Origin of the sequence: Arthrobacter sp. NPDC057013 (assembly GCF_042674585.1) — a bacterium.
GTDB lineage: Bacteria > Actinomycetota > Actinomycetes > Actinomycetales > Micrococcaceae > Arthrobacter.
Map to the genome: position 1 here is coordinate 48858 of NZ_JBHUSE010000026.1, position 19856 is coordinate 68713.

19 protein-coding genes and 1 pseudogene are annotated in these 19856 nt (G+C 64.7%); 13 read left to right on the plus strand and 7 right to left on the minus strand.

Annotation, left to right across the window (positions count from 1 at the left end; translation table 11 throughout):
- Positions 1-8: 8 nt before the first annotated feature.
- Positions 9-593 (minus strand): dihydrofolate reductase family protein, encoded by a 585-nt coding sequence (locus ACFTSA_RS22305; protein ID WP_377954123.1) that lies wholly within the window; start codon positions 591-593, stop codon positions 9-11.
- A gap of 186 nt (positions 594-779) precedes the next feature.
- Positions 780-1727 (minus strand): cation diffusion facilitator family transporter, encoded by a 948-nt coding sequence (locus ACFTSA_RS22310; protein ID WP_377954125.1) that lies wholly within the window; start codon positions 1725-1727, stop codon positions 780-782.
- Between the two features lie 175 nt (positions 1728-1902).
- Here ACFTSA_RS22310 and ACFTSA_RS22315 point away from each other — a divergent pair, with 175 nt between their 5' ends.
- The 4 genes from ACFTSA_RS22315 (at position 1903) to ACFTSA_RS22330 (ending at position 5932) form a co-directional block, all read left to right on the plus strand.
- Positions 1903-2961 (plus strand): LLM class flavin-dependent oxidoreductase, encoded by a 1059-nt coding sequence (locus ACFTSA_RS22315; protein WP_377954126.1) that lies wholly within the window; start codon positions 1903-1905, stop codon positions 2959-2961.
- Between the two features lie 188 nt (positions 2962-3149).
- The gene (locus tag ACFTSA_RS22320; protein WP_377954127.1) at positions 3150-4349 is read left to right on the plus strand and encodes a pyridoxal phosphate-dependent aminotransferase; all 1200 of its coding nucleotides are present in this window, start codon (positions 3150-3152) and stop codon (positions 4347-4349) included.
- A complete protein-coding gene (locus ACFTSA_RS22325) occupies positions 4346-5305 on the plus strand; it encodes a 2-hydroxyacid dehydrogenase (RefSeq protein WP_377954128.1) in 960 nt (319 codons plus the stop codon). Before ACFTSA_RS22320 ends, ACFTSA_RS22325 begins: the two co-directional genes overlap by 4 nt.
- A gap of 171 nt (positions 5306-5476) precedes the next feature.
- Positions 5477-5932 carry a nucleoside deaminase gene (locus ACFTSA_RS22330; protein ID WP_377954129.1) on the plus strand — a complete coding sequence of 152 codons (456 nt, stop codon included), beginning with the start codon at positions 5477-5479 and terminating at the stop codon, positions 5930-5932.
- A 71-nt stretch (positions 5933-6003) separates the two neighbouring features.
- Here ACFTSA_RS22330 and ACFTSA_RS22335 read toward each other — a convergent pair whose 3' ends face one another.
- On the minus strand, positions 6004-7230 hold the full coding sequence (locus tag ACFTSA_RS22335) for an amidohydrolase (protein WP_377954130.1): 1227 nt from the start codon (positions 7228-7230) through the stop codon (positions 6004-6006).
- Positions 7227-8645 (minus strand): MFS transporter, encoded by a 1419-nt coding sequence (locus tag ACFTSA_RS22340; RefSeq protein WP_377954131.1) that lies wholly within the window; start codon positions 8643-8645, stop codon positions 7227-7229. Before ACFTSA_RS22340 ends, ACFTSA_RS22335 begins: the two co-directional genes overlap by 4 nt.
- Positions 8646-8787: 142 nt before the next feature.
- Between ACFTSA_RS22340 and ACFTSA_RS22345 the strand changes: the two genes are divergently transcribed.
- The 3 genes from ACFTSA_RS22345 (at position 8788) to ACFTSA_RS22355 (ending at position 11987) form a co-directional block, all read left to right on the plus strand.
- Positions 8788-9792: an Lrp/AsnC family transcriptional regulator gene (locus ACFTSA_RS22345; protein ID WP_377954134.1), complete on the plus strand. Its 1005-nt coding sequence runs from the start codon at positions 8788-8790 to the stop codon at positions 9790-9792.
- A gap of 132 nt (positions 9793-9924) precedes the next feature.
- Positions 9925-11331, plus strand: coding sequence for a gluconate:H+ symporter (locus ACFTSA_RS22350; RefSeq protein WP_377954135.1), 1407 nt, complete (start codon positions 9925-9927; stop codon positions 11329-11331).
- On the plus strand, positions 11328-11987 hold the full coding sequence (locus tag ACFTSA_RS22355; protein WP_377954136.1) for a gluconokinase: 660 nt from the start codon (positions 11328-11330) through the stop codon (positions 11985-11987). Before ACFTSA_RS22350 ends, ACFTSA_RS22355 begins: the two co-directional genes overlap by 4 nt.
- Before the next feature lie 70 nt (positions 11988-12057).
- Here the strand turns inward: ACFTSA_RS22355 and ACFTSA_RS22360 are convergent, their stop codons facing one another.
- The 3 genes from ACFTSA_RS22360 to ACFTSA_RS22370 form a co-directional block, all read right to left on the minus strand.
- Positions 12058-12333, minus strand: a complete 276-nt coding sequence (locus tag ACFTSA_RS22360) for a hypothetical protein (protein WP_377954138.1) — start codon at positions 12331-12333, stop codon at positions 12058-12060.
- 321 nt (positions 12334-12654) lie between these two features.
- Positions 12655-14016, minus strand: coding sequence for a formimidoylglutamate deiminase (locus tag ACFTSA_RS22365; RefSeq protein ID WP_377954139.1), 1362 nt, complete (start codon positions 14014-14016; stop codon positions 12655-12657).
- Complete coding sequence (locus tag ACFTSA_RS22370; RefSeq protein WP_377954141.1) at positions 14013-15212, minus strand: allantoate amidohydrolase; 1200 nt, start codon at positions 15210-15212, stop codon at positions 14013-14015. The genes ACFTSA_RS22365 and ACFTSA_RS22370 overlap by 4 nt, the downstream gene beginning before the upstream one ends.
- Before the next feature lie 211 nt (positions 15213-15423).
- On the opposite strand from ACFTSA_RS22370, the gene ACFTSA_RS22375 reads away from it, so the two are divergent.
- From ACFTSA_RS22375 to ACFTSA_RS22400, 6 genes and pseudogenes are all read left to right on the plus strand, one after another.
- Positions 15424-16155, plus strand: a complete 732-nt coding sequence (locus ACFTSA_RS22375; protein ID WP_377954156.1) for an IclR family transcriptional regulator — start codon at positions 15424-15426, stop codon at positions 16153-16155.
- Positions 16152-17258, plus strand: coding sequence for an ATP-binding cassette domain-containing protein (locus ACFTSA_RS22380; protein ID WP_377954142.1), 1107 nt, complete (start codon positions 16152-16154; stop codon positions 17256-17258). Before ACFTSA_RS22375 ends, ACFTSA_RS22380 begins: the two co-directional genes overlap by 4 nt.
- Positions 17255-17905, plus strand: a complete 651-nt coding sequence (locus ACFTSA_RS22385; protein ID WP_377954143.1) for an ABC transporter permease — start codon at positions 17255-17257, stop codon at positions 17903-17905. The genes ACFTSA_RS22380 and ACFTSA_RS22385 overlap by 4 nt, the downstream gene beginning before the upstream one ends.
- Entirely contained in the window at positions 17902-18627 is a 726-nt protein-coding gene (locus tag ACFTSA_RS22390) for an ABC transporter permease (RefSeq protein ID WP_377954145.1), read from the plus strand. Before ACFTSA_RS22385 ends, ACFTSA_RS22390 begins: the two co-directional genes overlap by 4 nt.
- A gap of 88 nt (positions 18628-18715) precedes the next feature.
- Positions 18716-19624: an ABC transporter substrate-binding protein gene (locus ACFTSA_RS22395; protein WP_377954147.1), complete on the plus strand. Its 909-nt coding sequence runs from the start codon at positions 18716-18718 to the stop codon at positions 19622-19624.
- 26 nt (positions 19625-19650) lie between these two features.
- Positions 19651-19856 (plus strand): annotated as a pseudogene (locus tag ACFTSA_RS22400) (urocanate hydratase); the annotation flags it as partial.

Consider the following 19856-nt stretch of genomic DNA (forward strand, 5'->3'; position numbering starts at 1 on the left):
CTCTGGAGCTACCTGACGCGGCGATAGCGGATGTGGGTGGACAGCGGGGAGTGCAGCACCTCGGCGGGTTCGAAGCCGAAGGATTCAACGCCATCGAAAATGCGCTCGCCCGAACCGAGCAGGACCGGTGCGATGTCGAGGGTGAGTTCATCGATCACGCCGGCGATCAGTGCCTGCCGGACAGTGGAGGCACCGCCGGCGATGTCCACACCCTTGTCCCCGGCAGCCTGGCATGCCGCTGCGTAGGCAGCGTCGAAGCCCCCGGTGACGAAGTGAAAGGTCGTTCCGCCGTCCATCTGGATCGGGTCATGCTCGTGGTGGGTGAGCACGAACACCGGCGCGTGATAAGGCGGTTCGGGACCCCACCAACCGGTCCACTCCTCATCCCACTCCCCGCGGATCGGGCCGAACATGTTCCTACCCATCACATAAGCGCCCCGCGGGCGCATGAGCCACCCGTTCGCAACCCTGTCGGCATCGTTGGCTCGCGGGTCACCGATGTGCCAGCCGTGCAACTCCATCCCCCGCTTGCCAAGGGGGTTATCGCGGCTTTGGTCGGCCCCGGCGACGAAGCCGTCCAGTGAGATGGACATGTGGCAGGTGGTGTCCGGCAAAGCGAACCTCCTCAGTGGCTGCGACTGGCATCCGTTCGAGTGGAATTGTGGGGAGCATAGCACGCGATTGCATCCTCGCGGACGGCCGCGCGCCTCCTCATCTTTGCGGTCATGGCTCTTTGGCCGGGGCTTGCTTCACGGCCCTCGTCATCAACAAACGGCGTCCTAGAAGCGCAAGGCGGTTTCGTCCGGAGTCGCGAGTGTCAGAACGGCTTCCTCCACGGTCTCGTGGTCTTCCAGCTCGCGCTCAATCCTGCGCAGGGCCACGGCTACCTCGTGTTCCGGGTGGTCGCCCTGCAGGTCCACGGCCGCGACAAGGTACAGCTTGCGCGGGCCGACAAACTCCAGGTGGAGGTAGGTGAGCCGGGCAATGTCCCGGTGTTCGAGGATCCGCCGGGCCATGGATTGTTCGATGTCCGGGGTTACGCCCTGGCCCACCAGGAACCGCCGGTTGCGGTCGATCAGCACAACCGCAACAACCGCCAGCAGAACGCCGACGATTATCGAGCCCACGGCGTCCGGCAGGGCCGATCCTGTGACCTGGTGCAGGAACACGCCCGCAAATGCGACCACCAGGCCAACGAGCGCGGCAGCATCCTCCGCAAATACGGCCCGGAGGGTGGGATCGGAGCTGATCAGGACCTGCTTCAGCGTGTTCCGGTCCAGCTCACGGGCTGCAGCCCTGGTCTGGCGGAAAGCCTGGACAAACGAAACTCCTTCGAGGACAAAAGCAACCGCCAGGACCACGTACGCCACGAGGAAGTCGGACGCGGGCTCCGGTTCGATGATCTGCTGGATGCCGTGCAGGATGGACACCACCGCCCCTGCGGTGAAAAGCCCGAAGGCGGCGAACATCGACCAGACATAGGCTTCCCGCCCGTACCCCATCGGATGGCTCTTGTCCCGCGGGCGCCGGGATCGGCGTTCGGCCAGGAAGAGGAACACCTGGTTGCCGGTGTCGGCCCAGGAGTGCGCGGCTTCTGCGGTCACAGAGGCAGATCCCGTGAGGACGGCTGCCACCGACTTGGCGGCGGCAACAAGCGCATTCGCCGTAAAGGCGATGATAACCGTCAGCAGTGTGCCGGACTCTTGTCGCTTCTCGGATGCTGCCATGGGGATACCGTACCCAAGGGGGGACGGAAATGATGCCCTCGCGTATCAGCAGTGGCATCCCAAAGGTTTGAAACCGTGTGGAATGACACGAAGGGTAACCTCCTCCATTGTCACAAGAACTGCCGGGTCCGGGCGCATAGTCTGGGGATCAGCCGTACCGAACCCGAAGGAAGCCATGCCCGACACGTCACGCCCCCTACGCAAGCTTGGGTTCCTCACCATTGGCTTGTTCAACCCTGCGGATCCCGCCTCGGGCCATGAATCCACATTGCGGATCATAGAACTTGGCGAGCAGTTCGGCTTCGACAGCGCGTGGCTTCGCCACCGCCACCTGCAGTTCGGCATCTCCTCCCCCATCGCGGTGATGGCCGCCGCCAGCCAGCGCACCTCACGGATTGAGCTTGGAACCGCTGTGACCCCGTTGGGCTGGGAAAACCCATTGCGCCTGGCCGAGGACCTGGCCACCGTGGATCTGCTCGCCGGAGGACGCATCAACCCTGGGCTGAGCGTGGGCGAGCCGATGCACTACGGCACAGTCAAGCATGAGCTGTACCCGGATTCCTCAGAGTTGGAGGACTTCGGCTACGCGCGCGTGGCCCGGCTCGCCCGCCTGGTCGCAGGGGAACCGGTGCGGGAATTTTCCGGCAGGCAGGGCGTGGTCGAGGAATACTCCAACCGGGTCGAGCCGCACTCCCCCGGGCTGCGGGACCGCCTCTGGTACGGAGCGGCCAGCAGGAAGTCGGCCGTCTGGGCCGGGGCGAACGGCTTTAATCTGCTCTCCAGCAGTGTGGTCTTTCCCGAGACGGATCAGGAACCGGACTTTGCCCGGATTCAGCAATCGCAGATTCGTGACTTCCGGAAAGCCGCCGCGACCTCCTCCCAAGCACATGGACCGGCCCGCGTCTCGCAGGGGTTGGTGGTAATCCCGACCGATTCAGCGTCGCCGGTTCAGCGGGAGAAGTACCAGCGGTACGTCGACGAACGCACTCCCCGTACGCGGTCGCCGCAGGGGCCAAAGGGCATGTTGTTCGCCCCGGATCTCATCGGCACCAGCGATGAAATCGCCGAACAACTGTACGCGCACGCGGGGTTCCAGGAAGTCGACGAGGTGGCCTTTGCGCTGCCCTTCAGCTTCGACCACGAGGACTACGTCCAGATCCTTACCGACATCGCCGGCAATCTGGGTCCTGCTCTGGGATGGACCCCGGCTGAGGTCGGGCAAGACTCGAAGTAGGCGGCCCGGCCCACAACTGCGTGGCTTCAAAGGCACTGCTGACCGCCTCAAGACTGGACTCAAGGCAGCGATGCTGGCAGAAACTTCTGAAATTTCATTTGCCGATCAACTTCCGCGTTCTAATATATTAGTCCTATACTAGGTGTGGTCAACAGAAGATCGACCGCCAACTCGATGAGGAGTGGAATATGCAGCAACTCGCGCACCGGCTTGAACGCCTAGGCACCGAGACCGCCTTCAGCGTCGCGCAAGCCGCCGCCGCCTGGAAGGCCAAGGGGAACCTGGTGTACCCCTTCCATCTCGGCGATATCAACATCCCCACCGCCCCGAACATCGTTGAGGCGATGAACCGGGCGATCGCTGACGGCTACACCGGTTATTGCCCCGGCCCCGGCATCCCGCAGCTGCGGGAAGCCCTTGCCGACGATATCGGCTCGCGCCGTGGCATCGGGTTCTCCCCCGAGAACGTGGTGGTGATGACCGGCGGCAAGCCCGTCATCACGAAGTTCCTGCAGGCTGTCATGAACCCCGGCCAGGAAGTGCTTTACCCCAACCCCGGCTTCCCGATCTATGAATCGCAGATCGAGTACCTCGGCGGAACGGCAGTGCCGTACCGCTATGTGCCCACGAGCACGGGCTTCGCGATCGACCTTGAGCAGATCCGCGCCTCGATCACCCCGAACACGGTCGCCATCATATACAACGACCTGCAGAACCCCATTTCCGCCGAGTCGACGGCCGCTGAACGCGAGGCCATCGCACAGCTCGCGATCGAACACGACCTCTGGGTACTCTCCGACGAGGCCTACTTTGAGACCCGCTATGAGGGTGTCTCGAGCTCGATCACATCGATCCCGGGCATGGCCGAGCGTACGGTCATCCTTTACACGTTCAGCAAGAAGTTCGCCATGACCGGCTCACGCCTCGGCTGCGCTGTCGCCCCGCGTGAGATCGCCCAGGTGCTCAGCACTCTCAACACGAACGACGAGTCCTGCACCACGCACTACGTGCAGTGGGCCGGCGTCGAAGCGCTCCGTGGCCCCCAGGACTCTGTGCAGCAGATGCTTGACACCCTGCAGACGCGCCGCGACACCGCGTGCGAGCTCGTCAATTCCATCCCTGGCATGCACGTCGCCGTGCCGCAGTCGACGTTCTACCTGTTCCCCGACGTCACCGAAGTCATGGAGCGTATGGGTTACACCGCAGTCGGCGACTTCGCCTCCGACGCCCTGTACAAGACCGGCGTCTCCTTCTGCACCCGCGAGCACTTCGGCCGGCGACTGCCCGGTGAGGACCGGCAGTACATCCGGCTCGCCTACTCGGGCATCGAGGCCGCAGACATCCGCGAGGGCCTCGGACGCCTGCGCGAATGGATCGTAACCGCATGAGCCGCGTCGTCGTCACAGGACGCATTCCTGACGCCGCCCTCGAACAGCTTCGCGCCGAGCACGAGGTCGACACCTGGACCGGCAATGAGTCGATCAGCCGCGAAGAGCTCCTGCGCCGCGTCGCAGGGGCAGACGCCATCGTCAGCCTGCTCACCGAACGCATCGACGCCGAACTGCTCGACGCCGCGGGCCCGCAGCTCAAGGTAGTCTCCAACGTCGCCGTCGGCTACGACAACATCAACGTGCCGGCCTGCACCGCACGGGGTATCGTCGCCACCAATACACCCGGTGTCCTCACCGAGGCGACGGCCGATATCGCGTTCGGCCTCATCCTCATGGCCACCCGCCGGCTCGGTGAGGGCGAACGCCTCATCCGCGCCGGCCAGCCGTGGAAGTGGGGCATGTTCTTCCTGCTCGGCAGCAGCCTGCAGGGCAAGACCCTCGGTGTCGTCGGCATGGGCGGCATCGGCCAGGCGACGGCCCGCCGGGCCAAGGCCTTCGGCATGGACATCGTTTACCAGTCACGCAGCGAGATCGACCCCGCCGTCGCCGCGGAGCTGGGCGCCCGGCGGGTCGACCTCGACGAATTGCTGACTGTCTCCGACGTCATTTCGCTGCACTGCCCCTACGGGCCTGCCACGCACCATCTGATCGGCGCGGAACAGCTTTCAGCGATGAAGAGCTCCACGTACCTCGTCAACACCGCACGCGGACCCATCGTTGACGAAGCGGCGCTCGCCGCCGCGCTGCGCGAGGGCGTCATCGCCGGCGCCGGGCTGGACGTCTTCGAGCACGAGCCCAAGGTCCACCCCGAGTTGCTGGACCTGGAGAATGTGACACTCGTGCCGCACCTCGGTTCGGCAACCGTAGAGACGCGCACCGCCATGGCAGTGCTTGCCGCCGACAACACGCTCGCCGTGCTCCGTGGCGAGCAGCCGCCCACGCCGATCGGTTAGTGGCGGGTGGCGGACAAATAGTCCGCCGGGATGGGACATGGTTGGCGCCGGACGTTGGGTCCGGCGCCAACTTCGTTGATCCCACTGGCGGACAATAATGGGTGAGACCATGTCATATTGGGGGCAACGTCAAAGGCTCCAGACTTCACCATGGCCGCATAAGATGACCGCATGAGCCGCGAAGAGCACCCAGCCGCCGATCCAGCCTTCGAAGCCGCCTACCAGGCGGCACAAAAGAGCCTGGGCGAAGGCGGCATCCCCATCGGAGCAGCGCTCGCCCGCAATGGCCTGATCATCGCGAGCGGGCACAACGAACGAGTCCAGAACGGCGATCCAATCGCACACGGCGAAATGTCCGCACTTCGCGCAGCCGGCCGGCAGACGAGCTACCGGGACACCACGCTCTACACCACCCTCGCCCCCTGTGCCATGTGCACCGGAACCATCATCCAGTTCAAAATCCCCCGCGTCGTGGTGGGTGAAGCCCGCACGTTCGACGGCGAATTCGGCCTTCTGCGATCACGCGGCGTTGAGGTGGTGGTCCTCGACGATCAGCGCTGCGTAGACATGATGCGCACCTTCCAGGACAACAATCCGGACCTGTGGGCGGAAGACATCGCCGAGTAGGACTACTCGTCCGGCCGGAGCGGGCAGTCGCACGCGGACGATCGGCACCCCGGGGTGTTTGCACCGAGCCGTTAGTCAGGCCCGAAACGCCACCCGCGTGTCTGGCGGAGCAACCGGTTCCTCTCCGCCGGGTCCAAGGCAGCAGCGCATGCAGCTGCGGCCAGGCCGAAGGAACCGTCCAGGACTGCCCTGTCCGCCCCTGGTGAGGCGCCGAACCCGGCGAATTCTGCGGTGTGGTGAGCGCTGCCCTTTACGTCGTAGCCGATCATCGGATGGATGCTCGGCACCATCTGTGACACGTTTCCCATGTCTGTGGAGGCGACGGGATCGGCACTACAGGCAACGCTCCTCCCCCGTGACGTCATGGCTGCCCGGTAGGCCTCCGAGAGGAATGCGTCCTGACGCAGTTCGGCGTAGTCGTTGCCGTACGGCGTGATCTGTAACGTGCTGCCGCTCGCATGGGCGCCCGCTTCAAGGGCCCGCCGCACCTTGTCCTGGATCCTGCCGAGGCTCTCGATGCCGGGAGCCCGCATTTCGATGTTGGCCCGAGCCCGGTCCGGGATGACGTTCACTGCGCTGCCGCCTTCGGTGACGATCAGCGAAACGATCGAACCAGCGGGCAACTGCTGCCGGGCCAAGGCGATGGCTGTTTGTGCGACAACCAGCCCATCCAAGGCATTGACGCCGTCCGAAGGAGCAGCGGCGGCATGGGAGGGCAGGCCTTCAAACAGCACATCCCACATGCACATGGCCAACGACGTACCACCAACCACATCCGTTGCCGCGGCGTGGGCCATCATGGCCAGGGACACGTCTTCGAAGAACCCTTCCTGGATGAGGTCCACTTTGCCGCCCGTGGTCTCTTCGGCGGGGGTTCCAAGCACTTTGACGGTCATGCCTAGGTCGTCGGCCACTGCCGCCAGCGCCAGCGCTGCCCCAACAGCGCTGGCGGCGTTCACATTGTGCCCGCATGCATGGCCGATAGCAGGCAGTGCGTCATATTCAACACAGAGTGCCACCACAAGGTCGCCGGTTCCGAAGCGCGCGCTGAATGCCGTGGGTTGTCCCGGCTGGACCTCATCAAAGCAGAATCCGGCCTTCCGAAGTACCCGCCGCACCCGCTTCGTGGCACGGAATTCCTGCCCGCCAAGCTCAGGGTCTGCGTGGACGGCATGGCTCAAATCCAGGACCTCCGCCTCCCAGCGCTCCACCGCGGCAGCAAGTGCCGCCTGGATGCCATCGTGGGATACGTGTTCGACGGCGGTTCCCCGTGTCCCGCTGTTGGGTCCAGTCATCATGCACGCGCCTCCGTAGTCTGCCGTTTCGGGTAGCGGGCACCCGCGGCGGCGGCGACCAGGGCTGCGGTGGCCAAGGTTCCCCAGATCAGGAAAACCCCGGCTTCAGAGATGTGCCCGGACTCCACAGACGCTGAAGAGACCAGCTTCACGACGGCCGCTCCTACGGCGATACCCACGGACAGAGCCAGTTCGTTGAGCCCGGCCGCGGTCGACGTCTCCTCCAAAGGAACGCCCTCAACGGACAGCGCGCGGGTTCCCGCCTGGTACATGCCCAGGCTCAGGTTGAACATGGCGAAGCCCGCGAAGTAGCCCGCAAGCGAGTCGTGGGCGGCCACCATCACCAGGAAGCCGGCCGCCAGCAGGACGCCGGCGAAAACCAGGGTGGCGCGTTCGCCGAACTTCCTCATTGCCTTGGCGGTCAGCAGCGAGGAGACCAGAGAGAGAACCGAAGCCAGAGCAAGAACAATCGCGATCATCACGGGGCTCAGGGCGAAGCCATAACCGGTCTTGTCCGGGTTGGCATGCAGGAAGATGCCATTGGTGCCGAAGTAGCTGATGGAAGCGAAGCCGAAGAAGAAGGTAGCCAGCGAGACGATGCGGATACGTGGGTTGGCGAGCATCCGCAGATCCATGAACCGCCGGCCTTCGGTGGCGCTGGAATCGCGTTTGGCCCAGTACGCCAGAAGTGCGAGCCCTACCACTCCGGCCACCAGGGTCCGGCCGTCGAGCCAACCCCACTCGGGCGCCATGGAGAGCGCAACAACAAAACCAATCAGCCCGAGCGAGCAAGCCAGGAGCGGTGCCAGGGCGATGCCCTCACGAGTCGGGATCCCGGCGTCGGGCATTACAAACGAACAGGCGACGGCGGCCACCGCGAACGGGACAGCCACCCAGAAGCCGAGCGTCGGGTCGGTGACGCCGACGATTCCGGCAAGAAGTCCGCCGGCTCCCACCATGATCATCAGCATGCCGATCAGGACACTCACACCCGTGCGGGTGTGCGCAGGGCTGCTCACCCGGAGGATTCCCATCATCAGCGGGATGAAGCCCACGACGCAGGTGAGCATGACGACACCCAGCGTTACTGTCCACAGTGACGGCCACAGGGCCATTTGAAGCACGCCAACCGCTACGACGCCGATGGACCAGCGGAGCACCATGCGGTATCCGTAGCTGTCGCCGAGCCGGGAAATGATCGGGGTGAGGACCGCAAAGCTGACGTTCGAGATGAGGAAGATGCCGTTGATGGTGGGGTCGTCAATCTCGAAGACCGGCCCGAGCGCGGGCAGGATGGGATTCAGGTACCCCTGGGTGACCCCGCTGAGCGACTCAATCAGTGCCATCGCCAGGATCATGCCCATTATCGTGCTGCGTGTTGTGCCCGCCGTAGCTGGAGGGGCCGTCTTGCTTTCCATGTGATTCCTTACGGTGCGTGGGTGCTGTCTTGGGCGGGACCCGCCGGTGGTGATGCAAGTCATTACGTTATGGCGACCGTCTAAACTGGCCCTGAAAATGTTCTAAATTGCGGTTAGGCGGGAGATATTGAATGAATCAGCCATGATCTCCGAGTTGGATCTTGAAATCGTAAATGCCCTGCAGATCAACCCCCGGGCCGAATGGAGCCGCGTTGCGGATGCCCTCGGCCTGTCGGGTCCAACGGTTGCAAGACGATGGAACGCCCTCAGCGACCAGGGCCAGGCGTGGATCACGCCTGCTCCCGGTCAGCGCTACCTCAGTGCAGGCTGGTCGGCGTTCATCCACCTCTCCTCAACGCCCCGCGACAGTGAGGCACTCATCGAACGCCTGTGCTCGGAAGCCGCGTTCGGCACCGTCTCCCTTGTCACCGGCTCACACGACCTTTTCGTGGACTGCTTCGCGTCCAGCCACGACGAGCTGATGGACATCGTCACGGGCTCCTTCCCGGGACTGCCCGGCGTCACGCACCGCGAGGTCGTTTTCGTCACCAAGCTGTATCGGCAAGCCTCGGAATGGCGCAGCGGGACTCTCGAACCCGCACGCGCCCGCCTCGTATCCGCGGAACCCCTGCGCGAGCAGCCGGCCTTCGCGCCGGACCGGATAGATGCGGCACTGCTGGACGAACTCACCAGGGATGGCCGCGCCAGCTGGGCGGAGCTGGGTGCCGCCTGCGGCGTCTCACCGCAAACAGCCCGACGGCGGGTAGAACGGTTCCTCGCGACGGGCTACATAGCGCTTCGGTGCGACACGTCAACTTCTGCCCAGCAGGGCCTCCGGGAAGTCACGCTCATCCTGAACGTCCCGGCCCAATACATTGATGACGTCGGACGCTACTTCGCCGCTTTGGGCAACTGCCGGCTCAGCGCCCAAGTCCTCGGCGCGCAGAACCTGCTGGTCACCCTGTGGGTCCGCAATTACCTTGAAGTCCAGGCCTACGAACGCGAACTGTCGGAGCGGGCTCCCGGCAGCACTGTCATCTCCCGCCAGGCTGTTGTCAGGACTTTTAAGCGCCTGGGCCACGTCCTGGATGAATCAGGATGCAGCCGCAGCGTGGTGCCATTGTCGCTGTGGCGGAACGATTCCTAGCCAGGGCTTACACCGGCCGTGATCGCCGCCCCCCTGTTGGAGCCGTTCTGGTCTTCAGTGTTGGTCGTCGCATGTCTGCAGGGCGGGGACTAGCATGAGGGTGCCAGCCGCCGTTCAATATCGAGGACACGCATGGAACCCCTTCTGCTTCCGGCCGCAGTGGAGCCGTGGAACGGCCATGACACCCAGCTGGTGGTGGTGGCCGCGATAGGCATCGCGCTGATCGTGGTCCTGATCGTTAAGATCAAGCTCCACCCGTTCCTCTCGCTCGTCCTCGGGTCTGCGTTTGTTGGCCTGGCGTCCGGCGTTGAGTTCGGCAAGGTCATCAGCAACTTCGAGGACGGCGTGGGGGCCACGCTCAAAGAAGTCGGCCTGCTGATCGCGCTGGGTGCCATGCTGGGGAAATTGCTCGCTGATTCCGGCGGCGCAAACCGCGTTGTGGACACGCTGCTCGGCAAGGTCTCCCCGAGGCTGCTCCCCTGGGCCATGGCGCTCGTCGCCGTGATCATAGGCCTGCCGATGTTCTTCGAAATCGGCCTCGTGCTGCTGCTGCCCGTCATCGTCCTGGTCGCCCTGCGCTCCGGCGGGAGGCTCATGCGGGTGGCGATTCCCGCCCTCGCCGGCCTGTCAGTCCTGCACGGGCTGGTCCCGCCGCATCCGGGGCCGCTTGTCGCCATCGCCAGCCTGAACGCGCCGCTCGGCATCACCCTGGCGCTCGGTCTGCTGGTGGCCATTCCGACCGTCATCATTTGCGGGCCGCTGTTTTCCACTCTGGCCGCCCGCTGGGTGCCAGTGGACGCCCCCAAGCTTGCCGGCGGCGTCGACACCGAGCACACCCAGGCGGATCCCGACGCGAAGCGCCAACCCACCTTTCTCGTCACGCTGCTGACCATCGTCTTCCCGGTCGTGCTGATGCTCCTCAAAGCCATCGTCGACATCGTTGATCCGGACGCCAAGAACCCCAGCGGTGTCCGGGTCTTCTTCGACTTCATCGGCGAACCGCTGGTGGCCATGACCCTGGCCGTACTGCTGGCCATCGTGACGTTCGGCTACGCCGTCGGATTCAACGGCGGAAAAATCGGCAACAAGGTCGGCGCTTCAGTAGGCCCCATCGCGGCAGTGATCCTTATAGTCGGCGCCGGCGGAGGATTCAAGCAGACACTCATCGGCGCGGGCGTGGGCGATGCCGTGGCCAAGTGGGCCACGGGTGCCAACATCTCCGTGCTTGTTCTGGGCTACCTGATCGCCGTCGCGATACGTTTGGCCACCGGCTCCGCTACGGTGGCTACGGTGACCGCGGCCGGCATCGTGGCGCCCCTCGCCAGCTCCCTCTCTCCAGGCAACGCAGGTCTGCTGGTCCTTGCCGTAGGCGCCGGTTCGCTCTTCCTTTCCCATGTGAACGATGCAGGCTTCTGGTTGGTCAAAGAACTGTTCGGCCTGACGGTTGGGGAGACGTTCAAAACCTGGTCCGTCATGGAGACGCTCATCTCCGTCGTCGGCTTCGGGCTGGTCCTGATCCTGGCCCTGGTGATCGCATGACCCAGCCCGGAGCCGCACCGGTCCCATCGTCGGTTCAACAGCCTGTCCTCGTGATCATGGGTGTATCCGGATCCGGCAAATCCACCGTCGCGGGCATACTTGCCGGCCAGCTGGGCTGGGACCTCGAAGAGGGGGACGACCTGCACCCGGCGGAAAATGTCGCGAAAATGGCCTCCGGCGTGCCGCTGACAGACGAGGACCGCTGGCCCTGGCTCGACACCATCGCGTCCTGGATCATCGAGCACACCATGGCCGGGATACCGGGCATCATCACGTGCTCAGCGCTGAAGAGAATCTACCGGGACCGCCTCCGCCAAAAGAACGTCGTTTTCGTTCACCTGTCCGGCTCCAAGGAACAGATCGCCCGCCGTCTCACGGCGCGCATGGATCACTACATGCCGGCCACGCTCCTGGATTCACAGATCGCGACGCTGGAGCCGCCCGGACCTGATGAGAACACCATTGTCGTGGACGTCGGCCGGACCCCTGCGGAGGAGGCCGCCGAGGTGGTCCGTCGGCTCGGTCTCTTCCCTGCATCAGGCTCCACGGCCCTGGGCCATCCCCACCCAGGCAGCTCCTCAACCGAAATCGCGGGCCGCGTCAACGCTGATTCGCCCGATCGTCGGGGGAATCCGGATGCCCTTCCGGGCTCGTGACAGCGGGGCGGACAGTAAGCGGGGGCATTAGCTCGCGCGGCAGCGCTGCCCCAGCCGTCGCGGCTTTCAGTTACCGCTGAATGCTGACCACAAGATCCAGGTGGATGTCCTTATCGGCGACGAGGCGGTCCTGGAGGTAGCGGGCAAGACTCGCGTCGGTCGCGGTGTGATCGCTTTGCGGGACCGCCCCGCGGAGAAATGCCTTGGTGTTGGTCGACTTGACCACGTCCAACGGGGCCCAGCCGCGGTGGCTGGAGGTGAGGCGTTCCAAGTCGGTGCGGAAGGAGCGCGCATGGTTGTCGCGGACTGTGGCGCACATGGTGAACGGGATAAAAGCAGTAGGCAAAGTGGTCCTTTCACGGGGCAGCCGATGGTCGGAGCCCGCTTGGAACAAGGCCCTTGGGGCCACTGTCATTCCTATGACGGAGGATACGAGTCCAACGTCACTGCGCGGGTTCGCGATCCATGCCGGACTTGCCCCCGGCGTCCGCTGCGAGCTCGCCGGGATCGTCGGAAGATCCGTCACAGCCCCGGTGTAGACGTGGTGGACAGGGCAGTCCCCGACCGGCAGGCCCGGCAGGGTTGGCCCTCCACGTGCCCGGGGTCCAGGTGCTTACCCGGAGGCAAGTCCCCACCAGCTGTTATGGAGGCCCTGCCTGGCACTGGATCAGGAGAACTCCTTCAGTGCTTCCGCAAGGAGGCTCCCGGGCTTTCCGAGGCGCCGGTGCACGCCGTCTGACGCCACGAGTTCACCGGCTATTACGACGTCGGTGACGTCGCTCGCCGTCGCGCTGAACGCGAACTGCTGCGCCACCGATCCTGCAGTCCGAACCGAATCAGGCGCCACGGCCATCAGGTCACACACGGCGCCGGTCCTGAGGGCCGCCGGCATGACAGGAGTGGCCATGGCGGCCGCAGCCCCGTCTGTGGCGGCGGCCAGCAGCTCCCCCGGTGTGAACCTGCCGCGCTGGCCGGAACCGAGCCGTTCGCCATGTTCCAGAGCGCGCATCTCGATCCAAGGGTCGATCACGGCGTGCTGATCCGTTCCGAGCGAAATGGTCACCCCGGCGTCGGACAAGGCCCGGGCGGGCCCGATGCCGTCTGCGAGATCTGCCTCAGTAGTAGGGCACATCACCACCGTGGAACCCGCCTCGCCAAGCAGCCGGATGTCCTCAGGGGTGAGGTGCGTGGCATGGACTGCGGACAGTCGCCGGGTGAGCAGGCCGTGCCGCGCCAACAGACCTGCCGGGGTGACCCCGTACGCCTTCCGGCAGGCATCGTTCTCCGCGGGCTGTTCGCTGAGGTGGATATGAAGCGGAATGTCGGCAGGGAGATGGTCGGCGACAATCTTGAGATCCTGCTCGGGAACGCCCCGCACTGAGTGCAGGGCGGCTCCCACGCTGACCATCTCCGGGGGAAAAGCGCCGCTCACTTCGGCTCGAAGCGCGCCGAGCCGTTCCAGCCAGCCGTGGGCGCCGGCGTCGCCGAAGCGGACCTGTTCTTCGCTGAGCGGCGCGGCAGCGCCGCCGGCTCCGATTCCGCCGGCCAGATAGAGGGTGTCCAGCAGAGTCAGCCTGATGCCGGCCGCCATGGCTGCCCGGGCAACCGCCAGTTCCATCCCATGCTTCCCGGCATACGGGCGGCCGTCCGGCTGATGGTGAACGTAATGGAACTCCGCGACGCTGCTGAAGCCAGCCACCACCATTTCCGCGAACACCGCGGTGGCGAGCTTTTCGTACTTTTCCGGGGTCAGTTCGCCGGCGCTGCGGTACATCTGCTCCCGCCAGACCCAGAAGTCGCCGCGCCCGTCATGTGTGCGGCCGCGGAGGATCCTGTGGAAGGCGTGCGAATGGGCGTTGGCGGCGGCCGGAAAGACCACGCCTTTAAGCACCTGGTCTCCCGGTTCGGCAGTGACGCCGACAGTCAGGCCGGCAATCCGCCCGTCCTGCGTTTCCAGCCGCACGCCGGTGGCGACCGTGGGCCCGCCGTCGGCCTCTATCAATGCTTCCTCGCACCAAAACCCGTTCACAGCAGCCCCTCCAGAACATCCGCCAGGGCCACGGCACCTGCGCTGGCGTCCTCGTCGGCAACGTACTCTTCCGGGGAGTGTGATATGCCGCTGGGATTGCGGACAAACAACATCGCGGACGGTACATGCGCGGAGAGCACTCCCGCGTCATGGCCGGCGCCGGTAGCGAGCACGGGTGCAGCGGGGAGGATCTCACTGATTCGCCGGCTCAGTCCGGAGTCGAAATGCACCGTGTCGCTGTAGGACTCCTCGGTAAGGGAGACAGAGCATCCTTCACCGGCCGCAATGTGCCGGGCGGTGCCGTAGACGGATTCGATCAGCGCTGCGGTGACGGCGTCGTCGGGATGGCGGACGTCCAGCCACATGTCCACCCGGGAGGCAATGACGTTGGTTCCGCCCGGCACCGGGATCAGGCGTCCGACAGTGGCACGAGCGTCAGGCTGTGCGGCAGCGGTATCGCGGACAGCAACGATGATCTGTGCCGCTGCGACCATCGGGTCCGCACGGTCCGCCATCAGGGTGGTACCGGCGTGGTTGCCCTGGCCGCTGATGCTCAGCTTCCAGCGCCCGTGCCCGAGTATGGAACTTCCGACGGCGATGGCCGGTCCGTGTTGCCCGAGCCCCTTGCCCTGCTCGACGTGGAGTTCCACGAAATCGCCAATCCGTGCGAGGGCCTGGGCATCAGCGCCCACATGCCGGGGGTCAAGGCCGTTGGCCAGCGCCACGTCCGCAAACGTGTTGCCGTCGCCGTCACGAAGGTTCCGGGCTTTGTCGGTGTCGATGGCGCCTGCGAGGAGCCGGGAGCCAAGGCAGGCCACTCCGAACCGGGAGCCTTCTTCTTCGGGGAACACCGTGATGGCCAATGACCGCGCCGGCACAGTCCCGCGCATCTTCAGGACGTCGACGGCGGCCAGTGCCGAGGCGACGCCGAGAGGGCCGTCAAAGGCCCCTCCTCCCGGCACGGAATCGAGGTGGCTGCCCGTGACCAGGGCGCCGTCCTGGGGCTTGCCCCACCACGCCCAGATGATGCCGTTGCGGTCCGTCTCCACGGCAAGGCCACGCTGGTGGGCCTGTTCGGTGAACCAGGCCCTGAGGTCGAGTTCGGCAGCCGTATAGACCGCCCGGGAATAGCCCCCGCGAACCGCGTCCCGGCCCACGTCCTTAATCGAATCAAGGAGCTGATTGACGGTTTCCAAAATGAACCTCCGTAATAGGAACTGCCACTAAGTAAAAACCAGATTCCACTAGATGACAACAGTCTCGGAGATGGCCCGGGCACAGTCAACAGGCACGCAACACCTCGGAAACGCGCTGTTTGCACACGGCGTAACACTTCCCCGCCTGGTCGGAAACCGCCGTAATTTTTCCTCTAGGTGTTGCCATCACATGAAAGTAGGTTTTTACTTGGTGGCAAGAGATAGTGATTCGAACCACTTGAAAGCGAGTCAGGCAGTGGCAGCAGATTCTTCGACACGGACGGTGGAGCGGGCCCTGGCCCTGCTAAGTGCGGTGTGTACTGACGGCTCCATCTCGCTGAGCGATGCTGCACGCGTCGTCGATCTGTCCGCCAGCACGGCCCTTCGACTCCTCCGGACGCTGGAGGGCAGCGGCTTCGTATCAAGGGACCCGGGCGGGAACTTCCGCCCCGGCGCCAGTGTCATCCAACTGGGTGCGCTGGCATTGAGCCAGGAATCACTGGTCTCGCTCTGCACCCCGCACATGAAGCGGCTGGTGGCCGAAACGGGCGAGTCCTGCTATCTAAGCATTCCCGGTCCTGGGGACACCGGAATCTATATAGCAATCGTCGAAGGTACCCGTTCAGTCCGGCATGCCAGCTGGGTCGGTCGGAGCATACCGCTTGATGGATCTGCCGCCGGCCAGGTCCTGAACGGCCACCAGCCCGAGCGTGGTTTCGCCATTGTGCGAAGCGGCGTGGAAGACGACATCACCGCCGTTGCCGCTCCCATCGTGATCGGCGGCCGCACCGTTGCCGCGTTGAGCATTGTCGTGCCCAGCTACCGGCTGGACGAGGCCAAGGCTTTGAGAGTTGGCGAGGAGCTGGTGAAAGTCGCAGGCAACATCCTCACTGAGCCCTCCGGAAACCATGAAATGCCCCAGGAAAGCATGGAAGAGAAATGATCAAGTTTGAAAACGTCACCAAGGCCTATCCTGACGGAACTGTCGCCGTCGATGGGCTGAACCTTGAAGCGCCCACCGGGAAACTGACAATCCTGGTCGGTCCTTCCGGCTGCGGCAAGACCACCTCCCTGCGGATGATTAACCGCCTGATCGAACCGACCAGCGGAACCATCTACCTGGACGACCAGCCCACTTCCGGCATGGATGCAGCCTTGCTCCGCCGCCGAATCGGTTATGTCATCCAGCACGCCGGCCTGTTTCCCCACCGCACCATCGTGGACAACGTGGCAACCATGCCGGTGCTGCTCGGAGAGAGCAGGCAAAAGGCCCGCACGAAAGCCCTCGAACTGATGGAGCGGGTGGGCCTGCCCGCGAACTTCGCCAGCCGCTACCCCTGGCAGCTCTCAGGCGGCCAGCAGCAGCGCGTTGGAGTAGCCCGCGCGCTGGCCTCGGATCCGGCTTTCATGCTGATGGATGAACCATTCAGTGCCGTGGACCCGGTGGTCCGCTCGCAGCTTCAGGACGAGTTCCTCCGTCTGCAGCGCGAAATCGGCAAGACCATCATCATGGTCACCCACGACATCGACGAGGCCCTCAAGCTGGGCGACCAGGTGGCCGTAATGCGCGTCGGCGGAAAGCTCGCCCAGATGGCGACGCCCTCGGAGCTCCTGACCGCCCCCGCCGATGAATTCGTTGCCGATTTCGTTGGCCGGGACCGCGGATACCGTTCCCTTGGCTTCGCCAATGCCGCCGGCACTGTCTCGGTCAGCGAAGAACCCGTGGTGCACCTCGGAGCCTCCGCTGCGGAGGCGCAGGCCAAGGCGTCCGGGGCGTGGGTGCTGGTCATCGACGGCACGCGCAAGCCGCTGGGCTGGGCACAGCCCGAGCTGATCGGCAGTGAGCTGAAGACAGAACACCTGAACCTCAGCGGGACGTCAGCGTCCGCCTCCGGAACCATGCGCCAACTGCTCGACGCTGCACTGTCCTCTCCCAGCCGCCGCGGCGTCGTCGTCAACGACCATGGTGAGCTCATCGGCACGGTCACCGCCACTGACATCATCCGGGCCATCGAGGCCGAACCTCACCTGGAGACGGCCCGATGAACGTTGAATGGCTGGGCCGCCAGTTCGACAATATTGTCTTCCTGCTCGGCTGGCACGTGTTGCTGGCTGTCACCCCGCTCGTCCTGGGCCTGCTGATTGCTCTTCCCCTAGGCTGGTGGGCGCACCGCAGCCGCCGCATCTATCCCCTGCTGGTGGGCGTGGCAGGCCTGCTCTACACCGTCCCCTCCCTCGCACTGTTCGTGTTGCTGCCGCTGGTGCTGGGTACCAAAATCCTCGACCCGCTCAATATCGTGGCCGCACTGACCATCTACACGGTGGCCCTGCTGGTCCGCGTCGTGGCCGACGCCCTGGAATCGGTTCCGGAGGACACCGTCCAGGCGGCGAAGGCAATGGGTTACCGCGGCTATCAGAGCCTCCTGAAAGTGGAACTCCCCGTGGGCGTCCCGGTCATCTCGGCAGGCCTCCGCGTCGCCGCCGTTTCCAACGTCAGCCTCGTGTCCGTGGCGGCGCTGCTGGGCATTCCGCAGCTCGGTTCCCTCTTCACCCAGGGCTTCCAGCTGCGGTTCTTCACTCCGATCATTGCCGGCATCGTCCTCTGCGTGGTCCTGGCCATGGTCCTGGACGGCCTGATCATTCTTCTGAACCGGTGGCTGACACCGTGGACCCCCAAGGTGGTGGCATCGTGACCTACTTGTTCGACCCCGCGCACTGGACCGGTGCGGACGGCATTCCCAGCCTGATCGGCGAGCACCTCCTGTACTCGCTCACCGCCCTTGCGATAGCGGCCATTATCGCCGTTCCACTTGGCGTCTACATCGGCGTCACTGGTAAGGGCGTCTTCATGATTGCCGGCTTGGCCAACGCCCTGCGCGCCCTTCCCAGCGTGGGCCTGCTGATTCTGCTGGTCCTTCTAATCTCCCCGGCCTTCCCGTCCAAGATGGGTTACATCCTCCCGAGCCTCATCGTCCTGGTGCTGCTCGCCGTGCCGCCGATCCTGACCAACACCTACGCCGGAATCCGGGCAGTGGATGCCGCCGCCGTCGACGCCGCCAAAGGCATGGGCTTCCGTACCATGAAGATCCTGACGGATATCCAGCTCCCCTGCTCCCTCCCGCTGGTGCTGTCCGGCGTCCGCAGCGCACTGCTGCAGATCATCTCGACGGCGACCATCGCGGCATACATTTCGCTCGGCGGCCTCGGCCGGCTGCTGATCGACGGCAAGGCGCAGAACGATTACGGCCAGATGGTGGCCGGCGCCGTGCTCGTAGCCCTCATGGCCCTCTTCTTCGACCAACTGCTGGCCTTCATCACCCGCCGGATCGTCTCACCAGGGCTAACCCGGCGGACCCTCAAGACCGCCCCGCCGGCCTTGGCGGCGGAGGCCCCGGCAGCCCCCGTCACGGCCTGAACCGTTCCGGCATTGCCTCAACCCGGCATTAAGCCCACCCTAGCTGGCCGCCGCCTGCCGTGCGCCAGCCCTCCCAGAGAGCATTGACATGAAAAAGTACTTGACCGGTTTAACCCTCGCGGCTGTGGCCGCCCTTACCCTCAGCGCCTGCGGCGGGGATCCCATGAGCACGTCCAACACCCAGGCCGCAGGCTCGGGCGACAGCATCATCGTGGGCTCTGCGGACTTCCCGGAAAGCCAGCTGATCGCCAAGATCTACGCGGAAGCCCTCAAGGCCAAGGGTGTCCAGGTGACGGAAAAGCCCAGCATCGGCAGCCGCGAGGTGACGATACCCGCACTCAAGGACGGCTCGATCGACCTTATGCCCGAATATGGCGGTGCGCTCCTGCAGTACCTTGATCCGAAAACCAAGGCAGTAACTTCGGAGGAAGTCACTAAGGAACTGGAGGCGAAGGTTCCTGCCGGACTGACCCAGTTGACGGCATCCAAGGCACAGGACAAGGACGTGCTGGCGGTCAAGAAAGACATTGCCGGCAAGTACAACCTCAAGTCCACCAGCGACCTCAAGCCTGCGGCCAAGGAGCTCGTTCTGGGCGGGCCGCCGGAGTGGAAGACGCGCGTTAACGGTGTTGCCGGTCTGAAGTCCGTCTACGGTCTGGACTTCAAGGAATTCTCAGCGCTCGACGCCGGCGGTCCGCTGACGCTGAATGCCCTCCTTTCCGGCCAGGTACAGGTTGCCGACCTCTTCAGTACCGACCCGGCGCTGGCAGCCAACAACCTCGTTGCGTTGGAAGACGACAAGAACCTGTTCCTCTCCGAGAACATCGTCCCGGTCATCAACGCGAAGAAGTCTACGGACACAGTCAAGGAGGTCCTTGACAAGGTCTCGGCCGCGCTCACCACCGAAGACCTGATCGAGATGAACGGCCGCACGGCGAAGTTCGAGGACGTCGGAGAGATCGCCAAGGACTGGCTCAAGTCCAAGAACCTGGCCTAGGCCGCGCAGATATTAGGAGTACGCAAATGACAGCCGATTTCACTACCGGTGCCCGCCCGGTCAAAGCAGCCCGCGGCACCGAGCTCACTGCCAGGTCCTGGCAGACCGAGGCGCCGCTGCGCATGCTTATGAATAATCTGGATCCGGAGGTGGCCGAACGCCCTGATGACCTGGTGGTCTATGGCGGCACGGGCCGGGCGGTGCGCTCGTGGGCTGCGTTCGATGCGATCAC

Excerpts from the sequence above, each read along its gene's own strand:
- ACFTSA_RS22305 (WP_377954123.1), bottom strand. The coding sequence starts at position 593 with ATGTCCATCTCACTGGACGGCTTCGTCGCCGGGGCCGACCAAAGCCGC.
- ACFTSA_RS22310 (WP_377954125.1), bottom strand. The coding sequence starts at position 1,727 with ATGGCAGCATCCGAGAAGCGACAAGAGTCCGGCACACTGCTGACGGTT.
- ACFTSA_RS22315 (WP_377954126.1), top strand. The coding sequence starts at position 1,903 with ATGCCCGACACGTCACGCCCCCTACGCAAGCTTGGGTTCCTCACCATT.
- ACFTSA_RS22320 (WP_377954127.1), top strand. The coding sequence starts at position 3,150 with ATGCAGCAACTCGCGCACCGGCTTGAACGCCTAGGCACCGAGACCGCC.
- ACFTSA_RS22325 (WP_377954128.1), top strand. The coding sequence starts at position 4,346 with ATGAGCCGCGTCGTCGTCACAGGACGCATTCCTGACGCCGCCCTCGAA.
- ACFTSA_RS22330 (WP_377954129.1), top strand. The coding sequence starts at position 5,477 with ATGAGCCGCGAAGAGCACCCAGCCGCCGATCCAGCCTTCGAAGCCGCC.
- ACFTSA_RS22335 (WP_377954130.1), bottom strand. The coding sequence starts at position 7,230 with ATGATGACTGGACCCAACAGCGGGACACGGGGAACCGCCGTCGAACAC.
- ACFTSA_RS22340 (WP_377954131.1), bottom strand. The coding sequence starts at position 8,645 with ATGGAAAGCAAGACGGCCCCTCCAGCTACGGCGGGCACAACACGCAGC.
- ACFTSA_RS22345 (WP_377954134.1), top strand. The coding sequence starts at position 8,788 with ATGATCTCCGAGTTGGATCTTGAAATCGTAAATGCCCTGCAGATCAAC.
- ACFTSA_RS22350 (WP_377954135.1), top strand. The coding sequence starts at position 9,925 with ATGGAACCCCTTCTGCTTCCGGCCGCAGTGGAGCCGTGGAACGGCCAT.
- ACFTSA_RS22355 (WP_377954136.1), top strand. The coding sequence starts at position 11,328 with ATGACCCAGCCCGGAGCCGCACCGGTCCCATCGTCGGTTCAACAGCCT.
- ACFTSA_RS22380 (WP_377954142.1), top strand. The coding sequence starts at position 16,152 with ATGATCAAGTTTGAAAACGTCACCAAGGCCTATCCTGACGGAACTGTC.
- ACFTSA_RS22385 (WP_377954143.1), top strand. The coding sequence starts at position 17,255 with ATGAACGTTGAATGGCTGGGCCGCCAGTTCGACAATATTGTCTTCCTG.
- ACFTSA_RS22395 (WP_377954147.1), top strand. The coding sequence starts at position 18,716 with ATGAAAAAGTACTTGACCGGTTTAACCCTCGCGGCTGTGGCCGCCCTT.